At 69.6% G+C, this 17,020-nt stretch carries 8 protein-coding genes, 1 tRNA gene and 1 rRNA gene; 1 reads left to right on the top strand and 9 read right to left on the bottom strand.

Annotation, left to right across the window (positions count from 1 at the left end):
• Window positions 1-31 precede the first annotated feature (31 nt).
• The 7 genes from D581_RS0135230 to D581_RS0135200 all read right to left on the bottom strand — a co-directional run bounded on the left by D581_RS0135230 (window position 32) and on the right by D581_RS0135200 (window position 13,443).
• Entirely contained in the window at window positions 32-541 is a 510-nt protein-coding gene (locus D581_RS0135230) for a CinA family protein (protein WP_026291191.1), read from the bottom strand.
• Window positions 538-1,344, bottom strand: coding sequence for a CDP-diacylglycerol--glycerol-3-phosphate 3-phosphatidyltransferase (gene pgsA, locus D581_RS0135225; RefSeq protein WP_018961817.1), 807 nt, complete (start codon window positions 1,342-1,344; stop codon window positions 538-540). The genes D581_RS0135230 and pgsA overlap by 4 nt, the downstream gene beginning before the upstream one ends.
• A complete protein-coding gene (gene rimO / locus D581_RS0135220) occupies window positions 1,341-2,822 on the bottom strand; it encodes a 30S ribosomal protein S12 methylthiotransferase RimO (protein WP_026291190.1) in 1,482 nt (493 codons plus the stop codon). Before rimO ends, pgsA begins: the two co-directional genes overlap by 4 nt.
• Window positions 2,823-2,987: 165 nt before the next feature.
• Complete coding sequence (locus D581_RS0135215) at window positions 2,988-3,788, bottom strand: helix-turn-helix domain-containing protein (protein WP_018961815.1); 801 nt, start codon at window positions 3,786-3,788, stop codon at window positions 2,988-2,990.
• Between the two features lie 303 nt (window positions 3,789-4,091).
• Window positions 4,092-6,908, bottom strand: a complete 2,817-nt coding sequence (locus tag D581_RS0135210; protein WP_018961814.1) for a DNA translocase FtsK — start codon at window positions 6,906-6,908, stop codon at window positions 4,092-4,094.
• Window positions 6,909-7,049: 141 nt separating this feature from the next.
• Window positions 7,050-7,733, bottom strand: a complete 684-nt coding sequence (locus tag D581_RS0135205; RefSeq protein ID WP_018961813.1) for a response regulator — start codon at window positions 7,731-7,733, stop codon at window positions 7,050-7,052.
• Between the two features lie 244 nt (window positions 7,734-7,977).
• Entirely contained in the window at window positions 7,978-13,443 is a 5,466-nt protein-coding gene (locus D581_RS0135200; protein ID WP_018961812.1) for a HAMP domain-containing protein, read from the bottom strand.
• 400 nt (window positions 13,444-13,843) lie between these two features.
• Between D581_RS0135200 and D581_RS0135195 the strand changes: the two genes are divergently transcribed.
• Window positions 13,844-16,471, top strand: a complete 2,628-nt coding sequence (locus tag D581_RS0135195) for a SpoIIE family protein phosphatase (RefSeq protein ID WP_032753594.1) — start codon at window positions 13,844-13,846, stop codon at window positions 16,469-16,471.
• Between the two features lie 52 nt (window positions 16,472-16,523).
• Here D581_RS0135195 and D581_RS0135190 read toward each other — a convergent pair.
• Together D581_RS0135190 and rrf are read right to left on the bottom strand one after the other, a co-directional pair.
• A tRNA-Thr gene (locus D581_RS0135190) sits at window positions 16,524-16,596 on the bottom strand.
• A 205-nt stretch (window positions 16,597-16,801) separates the two neighbouring features.
• Window positions 16,802-16,918 (bottom strand): 5S ribosomal RNA (gene rrf / locus D581_RS0135185).
• Between the last annotated feature and the right edge of the window lie 102 nt (window positions 16,919-17,020).

The following is a 17,020-nucleotide window of genomic DNA, read 5'->3' as shown; positions in this document are numbered from 1 at the left end:
GCGATGACGTGTTCACTCAGGGCTGCAAACATCAATTCCCCCCGGTCTGTTCCGTATCCTGTGCCCGCGCATTCTCACCGAGTTCACTTGCGAGCAGTTGGAGGGCGCCTCGCACACTCTCACTACGGATATCCGCCCTCTCACCATTCAACCGCAGAGCCGTCACTTTCTCGATGCCGGAGGGCCCGGCCACGGCGACGTACACCGTGCCGACCGGCTGCCCGTCCTGTGGTTCCGGTCCCGCGACCCCCGTGGTGGAGACGCCCCAGTCCGCGTCGAGGACCCGGCGGACGCCGGCCGCCATCTGCAGCGCGACCTCGGGGTCCACCGCTCCGCGTTCCGCCAGCAGGCCCCCGTCGACGCCCAGGACGTCCCGCTTCAGGGGGGTGGCGTAAGCCGTCACCGATCCGCGGAAGGACCGGGAGGCGCCGGGTACCGAAGTCAGGTCGGCGGCCACCAGGCCGCCCGTCAGCGATTCGGCGACGGCGAGCGTCTCACCCCGCGCTCCGAGAAGCCGGAGCACCCGGGCAGCGGCTGTCACCGCTCGGCCTCCGCGGCGTCGCGCGCCTCGGCGGTATCGCGTACGTCCTTCGCGCCGGCCACGGCCTCGGCGGCCGGACCGGCGGCGGTGGCGGTGGCGGCGGCGGCGGTGACAGCGGTGGCCTGAAGGGCCTCCGCGGCCCGCTCGGCCGCGGCCGCGCGCTCGGCGGCGAGACCCTGGCGACGCAGGACCACGGCCTGACGTACGTAATCGAGTCCGGTGACGACCGTCAGCACGACGGCGACCATCATCACCCAGAAACGCAAGGTCGCCAGGGGCCCGGTGAGCACCAGGACGTACATCCCGGCCGCCGTCCCCTGCGCGAGCGTCTTCAGTTTGCCGCCTCTGCTGGCCGGGATCACCGCATGCCGGATGACCCAGAACCGCATCAGCGTGATGCCCAGCTCACGGGCGAGGATCACCCCGGTGATCCACCACGGCAGATCACCCAGGACGGACAGCGAGACCAGCGCCGCGCCCATGATCGCCTTGTCGGCGATCGGGTCGGCGATCTTCCCGAAGTCCGTGACCAGGTTGTACGCCCGCGCCAGATGACCGTCGAACAGGTCGGTGATCATCGCGACGGCGAAGGCCGCCCAGGCGAACGCGCGCCAGACCGGGTCGTATCCGCCGTCGTGGAACAGCAGCAGGACGAACCCGGGCACGAGCAGCAGCCGCACCATGGTCAGGATGTTGGCGATGTTCCACAGGCTGGCCTGGTTGACGGCCGCAGTGCCCAGCTTGCCGCCGCGGACCGGCTTCGCGCCGGAGCCGCCTGCCGCGGATGCCGGGACTCCGGTCATCTGGCTACCTCCGCAAGCTCATGGTGTTCGGCCACCAGGTCGACGCCCTCGGTGCCCACTGCCTTTGCCTCGACCATACGGCCCGGCACGAGACCCTCGCGTGTGGTGAAGACCACCTGGCCGTCCGTTTCGGGGGCCTGGTGCGCCGCGCGCCCGATCGCGACCTCGCCGTCCTCCTCCGAGTCGACGGACTCCACCAGCACCTGGAGGGTCTCGCCGACGCGCTCCTCGGCCCGCTGCGAGGTCAGCTCCTCGGCCAGCTGGGAGATGTGGGCGAGGCGCTCCGCGATGGTGTCGGCGTCGAGCTTGTTCTCGTAGCCGACCGCCTCGGTGCCCTCCTCGTCCGAGTACCCGAAGACGCCGATCGCGTCGAGTCGGGCGCCGGTGAGGAAGCGTTCCAGCTCGGCGAGGTCCGCCTCGGTCTCGCCGGGGAAACCGACGATGAAGTTGGAGCGGGCGCCGGCCTGGGGGGCCTTGCTCCGGATGGTGTCCAGGAGCTCCAGGAAGCGGTCGGTGTCGCCGAAGCGGCGCATCGCGCGCAGCACGCCGGGGGCGGAGTGCTGGAAGGAGAGGTCGAAGTACGGGGCGACCTTCGGGGTCGAGGTGAGGACGTCGATGAGGCCCGGGCGCATCTCGGCGGGCTGGAGGTAGCTGACCCGGATCCGCTCGATGCCGTCCACGTCGGCCAGCTCGGGCAGCAGGGTCTCCAGGAGGCGGATGTCGCCGAGGTCCTTGCCGTAGGAGGTGTTGTTCTCGGAGACGAGCATGACCTCCTTGACGCCCTGTTCGGCCAGCCAGCGGGTCTCCTGGAGCACGTCCGAGGGACGCCGCGAGATGAACGAGCCGCGGAAGGAGGGGATGGCGCAGAAGGAGCAGCGGCGGTCGCAGCCGGAGGCGAGCTTCACCGAGGCGACGGGGCTGGTGCCGAGCCTGCGGCGCAGCGGCGCCCGCGGCCCGGAGACCGGTGCGACCCCTTCGGGGAGGTCCTCGGGCGCGGGGGCGGGCGTCTCCTGGGCGTGGCCGGGCAGCGCCACGGCGGCGTCCTGCCGCTCGGCGGGGCTGATCGGCAGCAGCTTGCGGCGGTCGCGCGGGGTGTGCGAGGCGTGGATGCCGCCGTTGAGGATGGTCTGGAGCCGGTCGGAGATGTCGGCGTAGTCGTCGAATCCGAGGACGCCGTCCGCCTCCGGCAGGGCCTCGGCGAGGTCCTTGCCGTAGCGCTCGGCCATGCAGCCGACGGCGACGACGGCCTGGGTGCGGCCGTGATCCTTCAGATCGTTGGCTTCGAGCAGGGCGTCGACGGAGTCCTTCTTGGCGGCTTCGACGAACCCACAGGTGTTGACGACTGCGACATCCGCGTCGGAGGCATCCTCGACGAGGTCCCAGCCGTCCGCTGCCAAGCGGCCTGCAAGCTCCTCCGAGTCCACCTCGTTACGGGCGCATCCAAGAGTGACAAGGGCGACGGTACGGCGTTCGGGCATGGACTCAAGACTACTTTGTCGCGGCGGCCCCCCTGCCGTGCAGGGTTGCCTGCCCTCTCCGCTGTTACTCCCCGTAGCAGGCGGTCCGGGCCGGGGAACGCCGACGGGCGCCCGGCGCGATGCCGGACGCCCGTCGGGACGTGTGCGGAAGCGGAGGGCGGCGGATCAGCCGGCCTCGGGGTCGCCCTTGGTGTAGGAAAGCCGTTCGACCTGGCCCGGACCGAAGCGGTCCTCGACCTGCTTGCCGTTGACGAAGAGCGCGATCGCCCCGGCGTCGCCGAGGACGAGGTCGATGCGCTCCTTGTCCTGGAAGGTCTTGGACTCGCCCTGGAGCAGCAGGCCGTCGAAGAGCTGCCGTCCGTTGTGGTCCTTGGCCGAGATCCAGCTCTTGCCCCGGTCCGCGCTGAGCTTGACCGTCACCTTGTCCCGGGGGGCGGCGGCGATGGCGCTCTCGGAGGGCACGGGCTTGGGGTCGGAGGGTTTGGTGGCGGTGGGCTTGGCCGCGGTCTTGTCGGGCTTGGAGCCCTCCGCGATCTGCGCGGTGTTCGAGGGTTCGTCCTCGCCGCTGAAGAGCGTGAAGCCGACGAAACCGACGACGGCGACGATGGCCGCGACCATGGCGGCGGTCCAGTTGGGCCGCCGGGGTTCGGAGCGGATGCGTTCCGCTTCGAACAGCGGAGCCGCGGGGGTCGGTGCGGGACGGCCGCCGTGATCGGCGTCGTACTCCTCGACCAGCGGTTCCGGATCGAGGCCGACGGCACGGGCGAGCGTGCGGATGTGGCCGCGGGCGTAGACGTCGCCGCCGCAGCGGGAGAAGTCGTCCTGCTCGATCGCGTGCACGATGGGGATGCGCACCCGGGTGGAGCTGCTGACTTCCTCGACCGTCAGAGCCGCGGCGATTCGAGCCTGCTGAAGGGCACGACCGATCGAAGGCCGGTCGTCTTCGGGGGAGTTGCCGATGGACACGGGGGCGCCTTTCGAGCGTGAGCCACCTGCTGGATGTTCAGTCTAGGGGGGGTACGAAAGGGAGGGGCAACCGGGAGGGACGACTTTGTACGCCATCGGGTTCGCCGGACGGCCCCGCCGCCGGCTCCGGGGCGGAGCGGGGACGGAGCACAGCCCCGATCGAGGACTGGTCAACCTGTAGTGGGCCGAACGGGGTGGGAGTACGGATGAGGTGACGACGGAGCGAGCTGTGGGGAGGAGCACGGTTCCGTCCCTCTCTTCAACTGGACGTACGACCGTACGAAACGGTTGCCCACAGAACCTTTACGGAGCGGATTCCCCGCGGATGACGGCCAACACACCGTCGAGCTCGTCGGGTTTCACCATGACGTCGCGCGCCTTGGAGCCCTCGCTGGGTCCGACGATGTTGCGGGACTCCATCAGGTCCATCAGCCGGCCCGCCTTCGCGAAGCCGACCCGGAGCTTGCGCTGGAGCATCGAGGTCGATCCGAACTGGGTGGAGACGACCAGTTCGGCGGCCTGGCAGAGCAGGTCCAGGTCGTCGCCGATGTCCTCGTCGATCTCCTTCTTCTGTTTCGTTCCCACCACGACGTCGTCCCGGAAGACCGGGGCCATCTGGTCCTTGCAGTGCTGGACGACGGCGGCGACCTCGTCCTCGGTGACGAACGCTCCCTGCATACGGGTGGGTTTGTTGGCGCCCATCGGGAGGAAGAGCCCGTCGCCCTTGCCGATGAGCTTCTCGGCGCCGGGCTGGTCGAGGATGACGCGGCTGTCGGCGAGGGAGGAGGTGGCGAAGGCGAGCCGGGAGGGGACGTTGGCCTTGATCAGGCCGGTCACCACGTCGACCGAGGGCCGCTGGGTGGCGAGCACCAGGTGGATGCCGGCCGCGCGGGCCAGCTGGGTGATGCGGACGATCGAGTCCTCGACGTCGCGCGGGGCCACCATCATCAGGTCGGCCAGCTCGTCGACGATCACCAGCAGGTACGGGTACGGGGACAGCTCCCGCTCACTGCCTTCGGGCGCCTTGCACTTGCCGTTGCGCACCGCGTGGTTGAAGTCGTCGATGTGCCGGTAGCCGAAGTTGGCGAGGTCGTCGTAGCGCAGGTCCATCTCCCGCACGACCCACTGGAGCGCCTCGGCGGCCTTCTTCGGGTTGGTGATGATCGGGGTGATGAGGTGGGGGATGCCCTCGTACGCGGTCAGCTCGACGCGCTTGGGGTCGACGAGGACCATCCGGACGTCGTCCGGGGTGGCCCGCACCATGATCGAGGTGATCAGGCAGTTGATGCAGGAGGACTTGCCGGAGCCGGTGGCGCCGGCGACCAGGACGTGCGGCATCTTGGCGAGGTTGGCCATCTCGTAGCCGCCCTCGACGTTCTTGCCGAGCGCCACGAGCATCGGGTGGTCGTCCTCGGCCGCGTCCGCGAGGCGCAGAACGTCGCCGAGGTTGACCATCTCGCGGTCGGAGTTGGGGATCTCGATGCCGACGGCGGACTTGCCCGGGATCGGCGAGATGATCCGCACGTCCGGGCTGGCCACGGCGTACGCGATGTTCTTGGCCAGTGCCGTGATCTTCTCGACCTTCACGGCGGGGCCGAGCTCGATCTCGTAGCGGGTGACGGTCGGGCCCCGGGTGAATCCGGTGACCGCGGCGTCGACCTTGAACTCGGTGAAGACGTTGGTCAGCGAGGCGACGACCACGTCGTTGGCGGCGCTGCGGGTCTTGCCCGGTCCGCCGCGCTCCAGCAGGTCGAGCGAGGGCAGCGAGTACGTGATGTCGCCGGAGAGCTGGAGCTGCTCGGCGCGGGCGGGCAGGCCCTCGGAACGCTCCGGTGCGGGCTTAGTCAGGTCGGGAACGGCGCCGGACCGGCCGGAGGCGTCACCGCCGGTCATGTCGTGCGCGTCACCGGACCGGCCCGCCCTGCGCCCTGCTCCGGCCTTCCCCGCGCCGTCCCGCTCGGCCTCCCGGGCCCCGGGGACGGGCGTCCCGGTGCGCTCCCGGTCCACGGAGACGCCCTGGGTCAGGTCGGCGACGACCGGAGAGGGCGGCATGCCGTTGAGCACGGCCCCGTCGAGCGCGGCGGCAGCGGCAGCGGCGACGTCCACCGCGTCCAGCGGCCGGTTCATCGCGGGCTGCGCGGAGGGCCTGCGGGGCCTCCTGCGCTTGGTGAGCGCTTCCGCCTCCGCCTCGTCGTGGACGGGGTCCTCGTCCGGGTGCCGCGTGCCACGCCGCCGGGTCCGCTCGGGCAGCGCCTCGCGCCACTGTTCGTCGTAGCGCTCGTCGTCGTCCTCGTACCCCTCGCCGGCCTCGGGCGCCGGTTCCACGATGCCGAGGCGGACGCCGAGCTGACGCAGCCGCTGCGGAATGGCGTTGACCGGGGTGGCGGTGACGACGAGGAGCCCGAACAGGGTCAGCAGCACGAGCAGCGGTACGGCGAGCACCTCGCCCATCATGAAGATCAGCGGCTTGGAGGTGGCCCAGCCGATCAGCCCGCCCGCGTCCTGCATCGCCTCGGTGCCCTCGGCCCGGCCCGGCGACCCCACGGCGATGTGCACCTGGCCGAGGACTCCGACGACCAGGGCGGAGAGCCCGATGACGATACGACCGTTGGCGTCGGGCCGCTCCGGGTACAGGATCAGCCGCACCGCGATGGCGCCCAGCAGTATCGGCGCGAGCAGGTCGAGCCGGCCGAAGGCCCCGGTCACCAGCATCTCCACCAGGTCGCCGACCGGTCCCTGGAGGTTGGACCAGGTGCCCGCGGCGACGATCAGCGCCAGGCCGAGCAGCAGCAGGGCGAGCCCGTCCTTGCGGTGGGCGGGGTCAAGTCCCTTGGCTCCACGCCCTATCGAGCGGAACAGCGCGCCGACGCCGTGCGCCGCCCCGAGCCAGACCGCCCGCACCAGCCGGTAGACGCCTCCGGTGGGTGACGGTGCGGGTTTGGGCGCGGGCTTCCTGGCCGCCGCCTTCTTCGCGGGAGCCTTCTTCGCGGGAGAAGCCGACTTCTTGGGTGCGGTCTTCTTGGCGGGCGCGGCTTTCTTCGCCGGGCCCGGGGTACGGCCGACGCGCTTCGCGGCGCCCGCCGCGCCCTGGGAACCCTTGCCGGACGTACGTGAGGCCATGGTGCCGAGGTTACCGCTGTCGTCGCCCGTGAATACGTTCGCCTACTGGTTCACCCGACCGTGTCGCCCTCGGGGGGCCGGGAACTGACGCCGCCTCACGGCAGCGGCCGGCACGGGCCGAGCCGAAGGGAGCGCAGATCGTCAGCTCTGTGCGGGCAGCACGCCCGTACCCCCGCCGGTGCCCGGCTCCAGCGCGTCGAGCGCGCGGCGCAGGCCGGTCAGCTTGCGTTCGAGGTGGGCGGCGGTGGCTACCGCGGCGGCGTCCGCGGATTCGTCGTCGAGCTGCTTGGAGAGCGCTTCGGCCTGCTCCTCGACCGCCGCGAGCCGCGCGGAGAGTTCGGCCAGCAGACCGGCCGGCTCCTTCTCGCGCTCGCCGCCCGCGTGGCCGTCGCCCTCCAACTGGAGCCGCAGCAGTGCGGCCTGCTCGCGGAGCTTGCAGTTCTTCATGTACAGCTCGACGAAGACCGAGACCTTGGCCCGCAGGACCCAGGGGTCGAACGGCTTCGAGATGTAGTCCACCGCACCGGCCGCGTAGCCGCGGAAAGTGTGGTGCGGACCGTGGTTGATCGCGGTGAGGAAGATGATCGGGATGTCCCGGGTCCGCTCCCGCCGCTTGATGTGCGCGGCTGTCTCGAAACCGTCCATGCCCGGCATCTGGACGTCCAGCAGAATGACCGCGAAGTCGTCCGTGAGCAGCGCTTTGAGCGCCTCCTCCCCTGACGATGCCCGAACCAGTGTCTGATCGAGCGCAGAGAGGATGGCCTCCAGCGCCAGCAGATTCTCCGGCCGGTCATCGACCAGGAGGATCTTGGCCTTCTGCACCATGGCCCGTCCTCCTCGCCCCGGAAATGCACCGGGTGCCGCCCCAGGGGACGACTCCCTTACGCCGTCCGTCCTTGTGCCGGTCATGGTAGCCGCACCCCGCCCGTCACCACACCCTGTCACCGCGATGTCACTGTGCACATACCGCAAACGCGGTTGGAGACCAGAAGGTTCCCCGAGTACGGCGAGTTCACACCCGTTCGAGCACAGTCGGTCAACAACTGATGCTCTTTCCTTCCCATCTTCATCACTCTCCGTGCATCCACTGCTCCATCACCGCAAGCAAGTGATCGGGATCGACCGGCTTCGTCACATAGTCGGAAGCCCCGCAGTCGATGGCCTTCTCCCGGTCGCCCTTCATGGCCTTCGCGGTGAGCGCGACGATCGGCAACCCGGCGAACTGCGGCATCCGACGGATCGCGGTCGTCGTCGCGTACCCGTCCATCTCGGGCATCATGATGTCCATCAGCACGACCGTCACATCGTCGTGCTGCTCCAGGACTTCGATGCCCTCACGGCCGTTCTCCGCGTACAGCACCGCCAGTCCGTGCTGCTCCAGCACGCTGGTGAGCGCGAAGACGTTGCGGATGTCGTCGTCGACGATGAGGACCTTCTCACCGCGGAAGCGGAACGTCCGCCGGGGCTCCCCCTCGTCCGCCGCCGACTGGCCCTGCACCTGGCTCTCGCCCTGGCTCCCCTGCGCCTGCACCCACTCCTCCTGCTGCGGGGAGCTCTCCGGCGTGGTCCGGCCGGTCGGCAGCGCGGGCCTGCGGGCCGCGTCCTCCAGGGCCTTGCGCCGCCGCCGGAACATCCCGGCGGAGTTGGCCGGGTCGCCGAACGGAGCCGGCTGACCCTGCGGGGACTGCACGTGCCCCATATCGCCCGCGCCGCCCAGCACCTCGGCGGAACCGGAACCCACCGCGGGGTAGCCCTGGGGCGGCAGTTCGGCCCGGTGCAGCGGCAGGTACAGGGTGAAGGTGGAACCGCGACCCGGCTCGCTCGCCGCATGGATCTCGCCGCCGAGCAGCCGTGCGATCTCCCGGCTGATCGAGAGACCGAGGCCGGTGCCGCCGTACTTCCGGCTCGTCGTGCCGTCAGCCTGCTTGAACGCCTCGAAGATCACCAGCATCTTGCTGGACGCGATCCCGATGCCGGTGTCCGTGACCGAGAAGGCGATCAGATCGGCGTCCGCGTCCCGCAGCGAACCGGCCTCCAGCAGGTGCTCCCGGATCGCGTTGGGCACATCGGCGCCGGCCGGCCGGATCACCAGCTCCACCGCACCGCCGTCGGTGAACTTCACCGCGTTGGAGAGCAGGTTGCGCAGCACCTGCAGCAGGCGCTGCTCGTCGGTGTGCAGCGTCGCGGGGAGCTCCGGCGACACCCGTACGGAGAAGTCGAGCCCCTTCTCCGCGGTGAGCGGGCGGAAGGTCGCCTCCACGTAGTCGACCAGCTGGACCAGCGCGATCCTGGTCGGGCTGACGTCCATCTTGCCCGCCTCGACCTTCGACAGGTCGAGGATGTCGTTGATCAGCTGGAGCAGGTCGGAGCCGGCCCCGTGAATCGTCTCGGCGAACTCCACCTGCTTCGGCGAGAGATTGCCCTCGGCGTTGTCCGCCAGCAGCTTGGCGAGGATCAGCAGCGAGTTCAGCGGCGTACGCAGCTCGTGCGACATGTTCGCCAGGAACTCGGACTTGTAGCGCATCGAGACCGCGAGCTGCTCGGCGCGCTCCTCCAGCACCTGCCGCGCCTCCTCGATCTCGGTGTTCTTCACCTCGATGTCGCGGTTCTGCTGGGCCAGCAGCTCGGCCTTCTCCTCCAGTTCGGCGTTGGACGCCTGGAGGGCCTTCTGCCGGTTCTCCAACTCCTGCGAGCGGTCACGCAACTGCTCGGTCAGCTGCTGCGACTGCTCCAGGAGCTTCTCGGTCTTGGTGTTGACGCTGATCGTGTTGACGCTCGTCGCGATCATCTCGGCGAGCTGGTTGAGGAAGTCCCGCTGGATATGCGTGAACGGCTGGAAGGAGGCCAGTTCGATCACGCCGAGGACCTTGCCCTCGAAAAGCACCGGCAGCACGATCACATGCGCCGGAGGAGCCTCGCCCAGCCCGGAGGAGATCTTCAGATAGCCCGGCGGCACGTTGTCCACCTGGATCGTCCGCTTCTCCTCGGCCGCCGTCCCGATGAGCGTCTCCCCGGGCCGGAAGGAGGTCGGCATCGAACCCGCGGAGTAGCCGTAACTCCCCCGCATCCGCAGCTCGTACGCGCTGGCCGCACCGTCGTCCGGACCCACCTCGTCCGAGTCGCCCGCGGTCATGGCCAGGAAGAACGCGCCGTGCTGCGCCGAGACCACCGGTGTCAGCTCGCTCATGATCAGCGAGGCCACGTCGTCCAGATCGCGGCGGCCCTGCATCAGGCCGGAGATCCGCGCCAGGTTGCCCTTCAGCCAGTCCTGCTCCTTGTTGGCGAGGGTGGTGTCGCGCAGGTTCGCGATCATCGTGTTGATGTTGTCCTGGAGGACCTGGATCTCGCCGGCCGCGTCCACGTCGATCTTCAGGTTCAGATCGCCGCGGGTCACCGCGGTGGCGACGGCCGCGATGGCGCGGACCTGACGGGTCAGGTTCCCGGCCATCTCGTTCACCGACTCGGTGAGGTCGCGCCAGGTGCCGTCGACGTCCCGCACCCGCGCCTGACCGCCCAGCTGCCCCTCGGTGCCCACCTCGCGGGCGACCCGGGTCACCTGCTCCGCGAACGAGGACAGCTGGTCGACCATCGTGTTGATGGTGTTCTTCAGCTCCTGGATCTCACCGCGCGCGTCGATGTCGATCTTCTTGGTCAGGTCGCCCTTGGCGATGGCGGTGGTGACCGTGGCGATCTGCCGCACCTGGCCGGTCAGATTGGAGGCCATCGAGTTCACGGACTCGGTGAGGTCCTTCCACGTACCGGCGACTCCCGGCACCCGCGCCTGGCCGCCCAGCTCGCCTTCCGTACCCACCTCGCGGGCCACACGCGTGACCTCGTCGGCGAACGAGGACAGCGTCGTCACCATCGTGTTGACCGTGTCGGCCAGCTCCGCGACCTCGCCGCGCGCCTCCACGGTGACCTTCTTCGTCAGATCACCGTTGGCGACAGCCGAGGAGACCCGGGAGATGTTGCGCACCTGGCTGGTCAGGTTGTTGGCCATCAGGTTGACGTTCTCGCTGAGGTCCTTCCAGATGCCGGTCGCCCCGCGCACCCGCGCCTGACCGCCGAGAATGCCCTCGGTACCCACCTCGCGGGCCACGCGCGAGACCTCGTCCGCGAAGTTCAGCAGCTGGTCGACCATGGTGTTGACGGTCGTGACCAGTTCCAGGATCTCGCCCTTGGCGTCGACGGTGATCTTCTTGGAGAGATCGCCCTTGGCGACCGCGGTGGTGACCTCGGCGATGTTGCGGACCTGGAGCGTCAGGTTGTTCGCCATGCCGTTGACGGACTGGGTGAGGTCCTTCCAGGTACCGGAGACACCCTGGACCTCGGCCTGACCGCCGAGGATGCCCTCCGTACCCACCTCGCGGGCGACCCGCGTCACCTGCTCCGCGAAGTTGGACAGCTGGTCCACCATCGTGTTGAGGGTGTTCTTGAGCTCCAGGATCTCGCCCCGGGCGTCCACGTCGATCTTCTGCGACAGGTCACCGCGCGCCACCGCGGTGGCGACCTGCGCGATGTTACGGACCTGAGCGGTGAGGTTTCCGGCCATACCGTTCACCGAGTCGGTGAGATCGCGCCACACCCCGGCCACGCCGGGCACCTGCGCCTGACCGCCCAGCCGCCCGTCCGTACCCACCTCACGGGCCACCCTGGTGACCTGGTCGGCGAAGGCGGACAGCTGGTCGACCATCGTGTTGATGGTGTTCTTCAGCTCCAGGATCTCGCCCCGGGCGTCCACGTCGATCTTCTGCGACAGGTCGCCCCGCGCCACCGCCGTCGTCACCTGCGCGATCTGCCTCACCTGAGAGGTGAGGTTGCCGGCCATGAAGTTGACGGAGTCCGTGAGTTCCTTCCACGTACCCGACACCCCGTCCACGCGCGCCTGACCGCCGAGGCGGCCCTCGGTGCCCACGTCCCGGGCCATCCGCGTCACCTGGTCGGCGAAGCTGGACAGCTGCGCCACCATCGTGTTGACGGTGTTCTTCAGCTCCAGCATCTCCCCGGCCACGTCCACGGTGACCTTCTGCGACAGGTCACCGTTCGCGACCGCTGTGGTGACCTGCGCGATGTCCCGGACCTGACCGGTCAGGTTACGGAACGCGGTGTTCACCGAGTCGGTGAGATCCTTCCACGTCCCCGCGGCCCCCGGCACCTCGGCCTGGCCCCCGAGCCGGCCCTCGACGCCGACCTCCCGGGCCACCCGGGTCACCTCGGAACCGAACGACTGGAGCTGGTCCACCATCGTGTTGACGGTGTTCTTCAGCTCCAGCATCTCGCCGGCCACGTCGACCGTGACCTTCTGCGACATGTCGCCGCTGGCCACCGCCGTCGTGACCTGCGCGATGTCGCGCACCTGGGTCGTCAGGTTCCGGAAGACCGTGTTCACCGAGTCGGTGAGGTCCTTCCACGTCCCGGCCGCGCCCGGCACCTGCGCCTGACCGCCGAGCAGTCCCTCGCCACCGACCTCGCTCGCCACTCGCGTCACTTCGTCCGCGAAGGTGCGCAGCGTCTCGGTCATCTGGTTGATCGTCTCGGCGAGCTGCGCGACCTCGCCGCGTGCGCTCACCGTTACCTTCTGGGTCAGGTCACCGCTGGCGACCGCCGTCGTCACCTCCGCGATCCCGCGCACCTGAGAGGTGAGGTTGCCCGCCATCGTGTTGACGGAGTCGGTGAGGTCCTTCCACACGCCCGCCACACCCGGCACGGTCGCCTGACCGCCCAGCTCGCCCTCCGTACCCACCTCACGGGCGACGCGTGTCACCTCTGAGGAGAACGAGGACAGCTGATCGACCATCGTGTTGACGGTGTTCTTCAGCTGGAGCATCTCACCGGCCACATGGACGGTGACCTTCCGCGACAGATCACCCTTGGCGACCGCCGTCGTCACCAGCGCGATGTCCCGCACCTGGGCCGTCAGCCGGTACGCCATGGTGTTCACGGAGTCCGTGAGGTCCTTCCAGGACCCGGACATCCCGCGCACCTGCGCCTGGCCCCCGAGCTTGCCCTCGGTGCCCACCTCGACGGCGACCCGGGTCACCTGCTCGGTGAAGACCGACAACTGGTCGACCAGGTTGTTGACCGTACGGGCGACCTTCAGGAACTCGCCGCGCAGCGGCCGGACCGTCTCGTCCGTCGTGTGCGACCGCAGCTCCATCCGCTGCTCCAGATCACCGTCGGCGACCGCCGACAGCACCCGGCCCACTTCGGAGACCGGTCGCGCGAGATCGTCGACGAGCTCGTTGGAGGCGTCGATCGCGGCGGCCCAGGAACCCTCGCAGGCACCCGTCTCCAACCGCTCCGTGAGCTTTCCCTCCCGGCCGACCACGCGCCGTACCCGGGCCAGCTCCCCGGTGAGGTGCAGGTTCCGGTCGGCGACCTCGTTGAAGACCGCGGAGATCTCCGTCATCACACCGTCGCCGGAGACGGTGAGCCGCCGGCGGAAGTTGCCGTCGCGCATCGCCACGAGTCCCGCGAGCAGTCTGTTCAGAGCTGCCGCGTCGACCTCGACGGTGCCATTGCGCTGTTTTTTCACGGACTGTCCGCCTTTTGTACGCGCCTTCGAACCCTGCGCCGCCACGCCAGACTCCACCGTGTCCCTCCCGCAGGGGTTGACCGTTTCACTCGGGCCTATAAGGAAGCTTGCCCAGTTCCACTTTGGCTCACCGCCACAGCACACCGTCAACGGGCGACCGGGCGGACGTCAAATCGTTGCAACGTACCAGGCCGGAACCGGTCGGCGGGCAACCTGTCCCGGCTGCCCCCCATCCCTTGCACCCGGAGTCCATACTTGTGCGCCCGCGCACCACTACAAGACCGTCCTGTCCCGAACTCGGCCCTCGTGTAACCGGCACCCTTGACGAACGTCTAGCCTGGCAAGCGAATCGAAGCGGCGATAAACGGGCACAGGACTCGGGGAAGCGACGAGACACCATATGGGGAGTGCTGTGATCACCGCGCGCGCGGCCGCCACCTTCGAACCGGTCGGGCGCTCTGTCGCGACCGCCCGCGCCTTCGTCCGGGACACGCTCCAGGGGTGGGGCTACAACGATGTCGTCGACGACGCCGTCGTCCTCACCAGTGAGCTCGTGACCAACGCCGTCGTGCACGCGGGGACGGCGGCCGACGTGCTGTGTCTGCGCAGCGCGGACGGCGTCCGCGTCGAGGTCGCCGACCACTATCCGGAACGCGAGGTCCCGCTCCAGAGCAACGGCCTCGACTTCGGCAGCCCCGACCGCGAGAACGGCCGCGGTCTGCTGCTCTGCGCCGCACTGGCCTCCCGCTGGGGTGTCGAGTACTCCCCCACCCGTAAGCACGTCTGGTTCCAGCTGGACCTGCCCGACCGGCCCGTGGGCATCCGCTCCGCCGGTCCGGTCCTGCCCACCTCCCTGCTCCCCGTCACCGACCAGCGCGTGCGGGTCGCCGTCGTCCAGATCGACAGCGCCGGCGCGATCAGCGCGTGGAACGACGACGCCGCGTACGTCTTCGGGCACACCGCGGAACAGGTCACCGGCAAGCAGTTCACCGACTTCGTGGCCTGGCCGCACACCCCGGGGACCAACACCGGCATCGCCGACGCCCTCCAGCTCTCCCGCTGGGAGGGCAGCTACGGAATCCGCGGCGCCGACGGCCGGACCATCGCCGTCTACTCCTCGCACCTGCGGGTCCGCGACACCGACGGCGAACCCTCCACGGTCTGTCTCCTCGTCCGCGACGACGAGCGCGCCGTGCTCCAGTCCCCCGTCCGCGCCCCGGTCTCCGACGCCTCTTCCGACAACCGCACCGCGGACCCGTTCGAGGTGTTCATCGGCTCCCCGGCCCCCGACGATCTCGACGGCCTCCTCCAGCGGACGGTCGAGCGGGCACGCGACATGCTCGACGCCGACGCGGCGTTCCTCCTGCTCGCGACGGACGACGAGACGGAGCTGGAGGTCCGCGCCACGACGGGCCTCCCCTCGGCCCGCCAGCGCTTCGCCCGGGTGCCCGTGGAAGCCGGGACGGGACGCTACGGATCCGCCCGGATGCCCGCCGTCCACGAGGACCTCACGGCCGTCCCCGGCGCCGTGCCCCTGCTCACCGACACCGGGATGCGCTCGGTCGTCACGGTCCCGCTGAAGGTCGAGGGCCGCCTCACCGGCTCCCTCGGCGTCGCGGCGGAAGCGGCGGGCCGCTACACCAACGAGGAGGCCCTGCGCCTCCAGTTCGCGGCGGACCGCATCGCGCTGGCCGTGGAGTCCGCCCGCCTTGGCGAGCTGGAACGGCTGCGCCGCGGCTCCCTGTCCTTCCTCGTCGAAGCCTCGGACCTGCTGGCCGGCACGCTCGACCGGGACCAGACCCTCGCGCTCATGGCCCAGATGACGGTCCCGACGCTGGCCACCTGGTGCGCCGTCTACACGATCGCGGACCAGTCCTCCGAGCCGTACCTCTCCTACGTGCTCCACGAGGACGAGGACCTCATCGACGGGCTCAAGGCCCTGCTCTCCAAGATCGCCCCGCCGGATCCGGTACCGACCCCGGGCGCCCGTGTCTGGGCCGCGCCCTCGGAGGCCGGTCACCGTGCCGCGCTGACCACCTCGACCCGCAGCCTGCAGCACGACGCGCCGCTGAGCATGAGCACGGCCACCCGCACCATCCTCGCCACGGCTCAGGCCGTCGGCGGCGAGACGGTGGTCCTTCCGCTGGTCGCCCGCAACCGCGTGATCGGCATGCTGACGCTCGGGAAGCCCTCGGACGACCACTTCCGCCAGGAGATCCTGGAACTGGCCGAGGACCTCTCCCGCCGGGCCGCCCTGGCCCTGGACAACGCCCGCCTGTACTCGGAGCGCATGGCGATCAGCCAGTCCCTCCAGCGCAGCCTGCTGCCCCCGGGCCTCCCCGACGTGCCGAACGTCGAGATCGAGGTCATCTACCGCGCCGCGGGCGAGGGCAACGAGGTCGGCGGCGACTTCTACGACGTCTTCCCGATCAGCGACGGGGCATACGGCTTCGCCATCGGCGACGTCTGCGGTACCGGGCCCGAGGCCGCCGCCGTCACGGGCCTCGCCCGCCACGCCCTGCGCCTGCTGGCCCGCGAGGGCTTCGGCGGTCCGGCGGTCCTGGAGCGCCTCAACGCGGCGATCCTCGACGAGGGCGCCCGCAGCCGCTTCCTGACCCTCCTGTACGGCGAGCTGTGGCCCCAGGAGGACGGCAGCGCCCTCCTGAAGGTCGTCTGCGCCGGCCACCCGCTGCCACTGCGCCTGCGCCAGGACGGCTCCGTCGAGTCCGCCGCGGAACCGCAGCCCCTGCTCGGCGTCATCGAGGACCTCGACCTGTACGAGCAGGAGGTCGTCCTCAACCCGGGCGACGTCCTGCTGTGCGTCACGGACGGCGTCACCGAACGCCGCGAGGGAAGCCGCATGCTGGGCGACGACGGCCTCGCGGACGTCCTGTCGACCTGTACGGGCCTGACGGCCGGAGCGGTCGCCTCACGCATTCTGCGGGCCGTGGAACGCTTCGCGGCGGAGCCAGCCTCGGACGACATGGCGATCCTCGCCATGCGCGTCCCGGAACCGCCCCGCGTCTGACCCCCAAAGCGAAAGGCCCCCGCCACTGGCGGGGGCCTTTCGCTTTTCTCTGAGCCCCAATGCGGAATCGAACCGCAGACCTTCTCCTTACCATGGAGACGCTCTACCGACTGAGCTATTGGGGCCTCGTTGCGCTGTGGCAACGAGGTAAACCATACACGGGATCCGGGGATGCTCATAATCCCGGCCGGCCGGAGTCGCGGCTCTCGGGCGCCCCTCGTTCGCGCGGGTCACCCGGGTCACGCGTGGCCCGGCTGCATGGGTCGCCGATCGGCCCTGGAACGCAGGAAAGCCCCGCACCAAAAGGTGCGGGGCTTTCCCGGAAAAATTGTTCGGCGGCGTCCTACTCTCCCACAGGGTCCCCCCTGCAGTACCATCGGCGCTGAAAGGCTTAGCTTCCGGGTTCGGAATGTAACCGGGCGTTTCCCTAACGCAATGACCACCGAAACACTATGAAATTAACCAACACCGGATAAAAACACGGCCGTTCGTTATTTCAGAACTAACACAGTGGACGCGAGCAACTGAGGACAAGCCCTCGGCCTATTA

This window comes from Streptomyces sp. CNB091 (assembly GCF_000377965.1).
The sequence above is the reverse complement of the archived record's forward strand: the minus strand, read 5'-3'. Positions and strand labels throughout refer to the sequence as shown.